This window comes from Salmonella sp. NW177, assembly GCF_051811585.1.
GTDB lineage: Bacteria > Pseudomonadota > Gammaproteobacteria > Enterobacterales > Enterobacteriaceae > Salmonella > Salmonella enterica.
The window spans coordinates 179,317-182,888 of record NZ_JAMMZV010000005.1 but is presented as its reverse complement, the minus strand read 5'-3'; the positions used below and the strand labels follow the sequence as shown (position 1 = coordinate 182,888).

Below are 3,572 nucleotides of genomic sequence, written 5' to 3'. Positions count from 1 at the left end.
ACGTGTGCGGTGTCGTCTGTGCCGGATGGCGACTAACGTCTTATCCGGCCTACGTGTGCGGTGTCGTCTGTGCCGGATGGCGACTAACGTCTTATCCGGCCTACGTGTGCGGTGTCGTCTGTGCCGGATGGCGATTAACGTCTTATCCGGCCTACGCGTGCGGTGTCGTCTGTAGGCCTGATAAGCGCAGCGCATCAGGCAAGACCCGAACCTGCGGCAGGTTCGAATCTTATAAATCGCAGATAGCAAAAAAGCGCCTTTAGGGCGCTTTTTTACATTGGTGGGTCGTGCAGGATTCGAACCTGCGACCAATTGATTAAAAGTCAACTGCTCTACCAACTGAGCTAACGACCCGAAGTGGTGGGTGATGACGGGATCGAACCGCCGACCCCCTCCTTGTAAGGGAGGTGCTCTCCCAGCTGAGCTAATCACCCACTTCGGTACTTCACAATAAGAAATTTAGCTGGCGAGAAAGTGGTGGGTGATGACGGGATCGAACCGCCGACCCCCTCCTTGTAAGGGAGGTGCTCTCCCAGCTGAGCTAATCACCCACTTCTCAATTTCTTATCTACACGGCGGAGACTACATAAAGTAGTTGGTGGGTGATGACGGGATCGAACCGCCGACCCCCTCCTTGTAAGGGAGGTGCTCTCCCAGCTGAGCTAATCACCCCCGCTGTGTGGAGTCGCATTATAGGGAGAGTTGAAAATGAGTCAACGCATTTTCTAAAGTTTTTGTTTGTTCGTCGTAAAATTAAACAAAACGATCGTGAATTACCCCGCACTGCATGATTTCTATACGGAAATAGCAAAGCGCAGCGTTCTGACCGGATCAACATTGAGGAATCAAGCCACAGTGATAGAATACAAGGCTATTCATCTTTCCAGGATTTGCCGGTTGTCGGCATCTTTATAAACGTAAGGCCATTTCATGAAAATCAAAACTCGCTTCGCGCCTAGCCCGACAGGTTATCTGCACGTCGGCGGCGCGCGTACTGCTCTTTATTCCTGGCTTTTCGCACGTCACCACGGCGGTGAATTCGTGCTGCGTATTGAAGACACCGATCTTGAGCGTTCCACGCCGGAAGCCATTGAAGCCATCATGGATGGTATGAACTGGCTGAACCTGGAATGGGACGAAGGCCCATATTTCCAGACCAAACGTTTTGATCGCTATAACGCGGTGATTGACGAGATGCTGGAGGCGGGAACAGCCTATAAATGCTACTGCTCTAAAGAGCGTCTGGAGCAACTGCGTGAAGATCAGATGGCGAAAGGCGAGAAGCCGCGTTATGACGGGCGTTGCCGTCACAGCCACGAACATCATGCCGACGATGAGCCATGCGTGGTGCGCTTTGCCAACCCGCAGGACGGTTCCGTTATTTTTGATGATCAGATCCGTGGCCCGATCGAATTCAGCAATCAGGAGCTGGACGATCTGATCATTCGTCGTACCGACGGTTCCCCAACCTACAACTTCTGTGTGGTGGTGGACGACTGGGATATGGAAATTACCCATGTGATTCGTGGCGAAGACCATATCAACAATACTCCGCGCCAGATTAACATTCTGAAAGCGTTAAACGCGCCGGTGCCGATGTACGCACATGTGTCGATGATTAACGGCGACGACGGTAAAAAGCTGTCTAAACGTCACGGTGCGGTGAGCGTGATGCAGTATCGCGATGACGGTTATCTGCCGGAAGCGTTGCTGAACTATCTGGTGCGTCTGGGCTGGTCCAGCGGCGATCAGGAAATCTTCACCCGCGAAGAGATGATCAAGCTGTTCTCCCTCGGTGCGGTGAGCAAGTCTGCGAGCGCGTTCAACACCGATAAACTGCTGTGGCTGAACCACCACTATATCAATACGCTGGCGCCGGAATATGTGGCGACGCATTTGCAGTGGCATATCGAGCAGGAAAATATCGACACCCGTAACGGCCCGCAGCTTGCTGAACTGGTGAAGTTGCTGGGCGAGCGCTGCAAAACTCTGAAAGAGATGGCGCAGAGCTGCCGCTACTTCTATGAAGACTTCAGCGAGTTTGACGCCGATGCGGCGAAAAAACACCTCCGCCCGGTGGCGCGTCAGCCGCTGGAAGTGGTGCGCGACAAGCTGTCGGCGATTACGGACTGGTCAGCAGAAAACGTCCACCACGCGATTCAGGCCACGGCGGATGAGCTGGAAGTGGGGATGGGTAAAGTAGGGATGCCGCTGCGTGTGGCTGTGACCGGTGCCGGGCAGTCGCCTGCGCTGGATGTCACCGTACATGCGATTGGTAAAACCCGCAGCATTGAGCGTATCAACAAAGCGCTGGGCTTTATCGCTGAGCGTGAAAGCCAGCAGTAACGCCAGCTGAAACAGAATAAACGGCAGGGCAGACGCCTGCCGTTTATTCTTTGTTAGTCCGCCTCATTGATACCTAAACGCGTCAGAAATCCGCGAATACCTTCCCGCGATAAAAACAGCGCCAGTTTTTCCTGTTCCTGAGCAGACATATTTTCAACGGCATCAATAATTTGTCGATAAGCGTGACTGTGCGCCGCGTTCGCATATTCTGCGAAAGCCTCTTCCGCCTGATAAAACGCAGGCAGTTTGCGAAAAGCCGGAATATTGAGAATAAACTCCCGCACGCTGGCATCAATATGGATGAGTCTTGCGCGTCCGCCTTTGACGCCGGGAAATTTTTCGGTTTTCCAGTGTTGTTCTCTGATCCAGCGATTGACGGTTTGTCTGGCCACGCCGAGGCATTCAGCCAGCTCTTCAGTGGTCATTTTACTGCGTAATCTTTTCATATTATTTGCTATCGCGTATCCCTAAGCGTTGTAACAAACCGGTAATCCCTTCACGAACGAGGAGAGAGGTAAACTGTTTCTGCTCGGATGAGGTCATCTCTTTGGCGAGCGTCATAAGCAGCGCTTCAAGCGATGCGTTGCTGGCAGGCGTGAATGTGTCTGCGTGATGGTCAACTGAACGTTCAGCGCTGCGGATATATTCACGAACCTGTTCGTTTACATGAACCAGACGGGCTTTACCGCCCTGGACGCCAGGTTTGGGCGATGTTGCCCAGCCTTCTTTCCGTACCCATTTATTGATGGTTTGTCGGCTGTAACCGGTGAGATTAGCGAGTTCTTCTGGCGTCATCCGTTCCTTGAACATAACGATTCCCTGAATAGTCGTGGGGTTAATTAGTGGTTCATTTTATAGCACCATTTTAGTCGAAACCGTGACGTGTTTAACTACTGAATGCGAGTTGTGCCGCAATGTCCTTTATTTGAATGCTTTTTCAGCGATTGAATTCGGCAAGTTCATTTTGCCGTTGACACATGCCGAGGGAATTCATATGATGCCGCCCGTCAACTCGACAAGCTTTACGTAGTGGGGCTATAGCTCAGCTGGGAGAGCGCTTGCATGGCATGCAAGAGGTCAGCGGTTCGATCCCGCTTAGCTCCACCAAATTTACTCCCGATAAATTTGGCGTATACGTAAAAGCACTATGGGGCTATAGCTCAGCTGGGAGAGCGCTTGCATGGCATGCAAGAGGTCAGCGGTTCGATCCCGCTTAGCTCCACCAA

3 protein-coding genes and 6 tRNA genes are annotated in these 3,572 nt (G+C 52.2%); 3 read left to right on the top strand and 6 right to left on the bottom strand.

Going from position 1 to position 3,572, the window contains the following annotated elements:
- Positions 1-278 precede the first annotated feature (278 nt).
- The 4 genes from NA986_RS15630 to NA986_RS15615 all read right to left on the bottom strand — a co-directional run bounded on the left by NA986_RS15630 (position 279) and on the right by NA986_RS15615 (position 672).
- Positions 279-354: transfer RNA gene (locus tag NA986_RS15630), tRNA-Lys, on the bottom strand.
- A gap of 4 nt (positions 355-358) precedes the next feature.
- Positions 359-434: transfer RNA gene (locus tag NA986_RS15625), tRNA-Val, on the bottom strand.
- A 41-nt stretch (positions 435-475) separates the two neighbouring features.
- Positions 476-551, bottom strand: a tRNA-Val gene (locus NA986_RS15620).
- 45 nt (positions 552-596) lie between these two features.
- A tRNA-Val gene (locus NA986_RS15615) sits at positions 597-672 on the bottom strand.
- Between the two features lie 258 nt (positions 673-930).
- Between NA986_RS15615 and gltX the strand changes: the two genes are divergently transcribed.
- A complete protein-coding gene (gene gltX, locus NA986_RS15610) occupies positions 931-2,346 on the top strand; it encodes a glutamate--tRNA ligase (RefSeq protein WP_000695623.1) in 1,416 nt (471 codons plus the stop codon).
- Positions 2,347-2,399: 53 nt separating this feature from the next.
- On the opposite strand, the gene NA986_RS15605 is transcribed toward gltX, so the two are convergent.
- Entirely contained in the window at positions 2,400-2,792 is a 393-nt protein-coding gene (locus NA986_RS15605) for a MerR family transcriptional regulator (protein WP_000826514.1), read from the bottom strand.
- 1 nt (position 2,793) lies between these two features.
- A complete protein-coding gene (locus NA986_RS15600) occupies positions 2,794-3,156 on the bottom strand; it encodes a MerR family transcriptional regulator (RefSeq protein ID WP_000472034.1) in 363 nt (120 codons plus the stop codon).
- Positions 3,157-3,377: 221 nt separating this feature from the next.
- Here NA986_RS15600 and NA986_RS15595 point away from each other — a divergent pair.
- Together NA986_RS15595 and NA986_RS15590 are read left to right on the top strand one after the other, a co-directional pair.
- A tRNA-Ala gene (locus NA986_RS15595) sits at positions 3,378-3,453 on the top strand.
- Positions 3,454-3,495: 42 nt separating this feature from the next.
- A tRNA-Ala gene (locus tag NA986_RS15590) sits at positions 3,496-3,571 on the top strand.
- Position 3,572: the final 1 nt, after the last annotated feature.